This is a genomic window from Collimonas silvisoli (assembly GCF_018305005.1).
In the GTDB taxonomy this organism is placed as follows: Bacteria; Pseudomonadota; Gammaproteobacteria; order Burkholderiales; family Burkholderiaceae_D; genus Collimonas; species Collimonas silvisoli.
Window position 1 is genome coordinate 1 of sequence record NZ_JAGQEG010000202.1, and the last position, 3,087, is coordinate 3,087.

Genomic DNA, 3,087 nt, shown 5'->3' on the forward strand with positions numbered 1-3,087 from the left:
TGCCGCCCGCCGACAGGCTGCTGCCGACGGCGATCTGGTCATGCATGTCAACGCTCTGCGATCCGCTCCGTTTGCCCGACTTGCCCTGGCCATCCAGGTGGGTGCTGCTGGTGTCGGTGGCGTTCTGGATGGTCACATTGCCGCCTGCGGCTACCAGCATGTCCTTCCCCGACGACAGGCTGCTGCCGGTCACCGTCAAATCTCCCTTGCTCACCACACCGAGATTGCCGCCGGCGGCCACGGTGCTGCCGACCGCATGGGTGGCTTGCACGTCGGCATGGCTGTTCGCCGTCGGCGTCACATAATGCGATCCCGTCGATACCGTCTCGACGTTGATCGCATTGCCGGCTGTCAGCATCGCATTGCCGCCGGCGCTGACCTGCGCGCCCTGCAAAGTCAAATTCTGGCCGGCACTCATGACCAGATTCTGCGTCGCCGCAATCTTGCCGACCGCGCCGACTGCCGTGATGGTCGATGCGCTATTGCCGAAATGGGTGATGGCCGTGTTGGTGACCGACTGATCCAGGATATTGTTGCCGGCAAACAGACCGACGTTACCGCCGGAAATCGTGCCGCCGATGTTGCTGATGTCGTGGTCCGCCGCCAACAGCAATTGTTGCTTGCCCGAGAGCGTACCGCCGGCGTTGACGATATCCGTGCCCTTGATGCCGACTGAATCGCCGGCAATCAAGGCGCCGGTCGGTGTCAAGTCCATGTTCTTGGCCAGATACACCTGCGGCACCAGCACCGTCTGCTGGCTGCCGTCCGGCAGGGTCACGGTTTGGCTCACCAGCCAGACGATGTTCGACGTCAGCGCCGCCATCTGCGCATCGCTGAGCGCCATGCCAGGCACGATATTGAATTGCTTGGCGTAGGCTGCGCCACCGGTCATCAGCGCCTTATATTCATCTTCCGCACTGGCGTACCCATTCAAATAGCGCTTGCCGGTCAGGTTGGTGACCTGATCCGTCACCAGCTTTGCTTCATAGAAGCCGTCGCCCAATCTCTTTTGCGTGGCCGCCGGGTTGATGCCCAGCAGGTTCAGCATGTAGTCGCTGGAGATGAAATTGCCGTACTGCGTAAAGCGCGGATCGGTTTCGATCAGATACGGCTGATTCGGCTGCGGTTGTACGTGATACAGGCCGTTGGTCGGCAAGACGGTATTGACCAGCCCAGCACGGGCGCCATCGACCACGCGCGCGACACCCGGCGTGGAAGTGCTACCCGCTCCCCTGACCGGGTTGGCGCTGCCAACATTGGCCTGGATGCCGGTGGGCACGCCGCCAATGGCGTTGTTGGTGGCAAGAGCCAATGGCGCAATGCCGTCGCCCAGACCGAGCGACGCGGCACTTTGGCCCACCGGTCGCGTCGACGTGCCCACGCTGGTATTGGTGATTTGACCGCCGGTAATCGACACCGCCTGATTGCTGGTGATGGTGCCGCCGGCTGTGCCGATGTTTTGCGTAATCGGCATGTTGCTCCAGGTGATCCATTGCACCGGGGGCGCCGGCAAGCTATCCGCCGTGCCGAAACCGCTCGTGTTGGTCGAAGTGTAGGTGCGCGTCAATTGGGTGGAGGTGTTGACGATCTTGGTATTGTTGCTGCCGTCCGCTGAGGCCACGCCGTCAATCGTCAGATTGCCGCCGGCGGCGATTTGCCCATTGTTGTTATTGAGTTGTGTGCCGACAGCGATATGCATATCGCCGCCGGACGTGATCTTCGCCGGCGCGCCGGTGGTCGGCGCCAGTTGCGTCTCTGTGACGACCTGATGCGCAATGCGCTCGACCTCCATCGGGTAACTGCCGGGGAAATAGGCGCGGCGCTGTTGCGTATCGTTCTGGAAGGTCGCCGTCGGGTCGGTATAGTCGGGAATCGAGATCAGGCGCACACAGTTGGTGGTGCAATTGCCGTATTGGTTCGAGTACGTGATCGTCCCCAATACATTGCGAAATATATTGCCGCTGTAGTCCGCCCAGGCGCTGTTGCCGGCGACCTGATCGGGATTGACCTGATTGTCGGTGCGCTTCGTAAAATAGATCACCTGCGTGCCGGCCGTCGTCGCCACCCGCGACTGGCTCATGTACTGGATATCGCCGCCGCCGTTCGGCAAGGGATAGACCAGGCCGCCCGTCATGATCTGGAACGCCGAATCGTTGGCCGACAGGTTCACCACCGCCTTGTAGATCAGGTAACCGTCCGGCGTCACCACCGGGGTCACCGAAACGATCGATGACGGATTCAGGTAATAGTTGTCGTGCATCTGCGTATTGCCGTTACGCGTGGGCGTACTGCCCGGCGCCAACGATGTCCACCAGGGCGATTGCGTCATCGTGCTGGTCGTATCCGAGACCGTCACCGTATTGGTCTGCACGTTCTGCCGCACGTTGTTGATCTGGTTGGCGGCCACATTCAAGGCGCCATCGGCTTCCATCGTCGACGACAGATTGTTGATGGTGCCGGTCTGGTTGAACAAGTAACCGTTGCCATCCTTGGCGCCGTTGGCCGCCATGTTCAAGTCGCCCAGGCTGTACAGCATTGCGCCGTTCTGGTTATTGACGGTGTTGCTGACCCACAGATTGACCTGATTGACACCCGCGATAATCGCTGCTGCGCCATCGTTGGTCAGCGTGTTGGCGTTGACGGTGACGGTGTTGCCGATCACCGTGCCCGTATTGCCGAGCAGGCTGCTGGTGGTATTGACGGTATTACCCTCGATGCGGCCGGCATTGAGGATAGTGCCGGCGCCGGTATTGAGCGTCGTGGCGCCGGTGGTCAGATCGCCAGGATTGCCGGAGGCAATGTCGGCGCCGGCCACGTTAAACAGATTGGCGGCATTGACGGTGAGATTCCCCGCTGCCGCCAGCATGCCGGTATTGACCAACGTCCCTGTGGTGGACAAAGTCAGATTACGGTTGGCGGTAATCTGGTTGGCCGCGGTGTAGGTATAGTTACCTTGCAGACCCACCGTGCCGTCTCGGCCGGCGATGATCTTGCCGTCGCCGCTCAACGTTCCCAGCGCTGCTTGCAGATCCAGATCGCTGCCGATGGCGCCACTGGCGTTGGTCAGCGTGCCGGTATTGATGGTGA

Annotated in this window: 1 protein-coding gene; it reads right to left on the minus strand. The window is 61.1% G+C overall.

Annotated elements, in window-relative coordinates:
- On the minus strand, positions 1 to 3,087 hold a 3,087-nt coding region (locus KHU33_RS25885), incomplete at both ends, for a beta strand repeat-containing protein (RefSeq protein ID WP_211468386.1).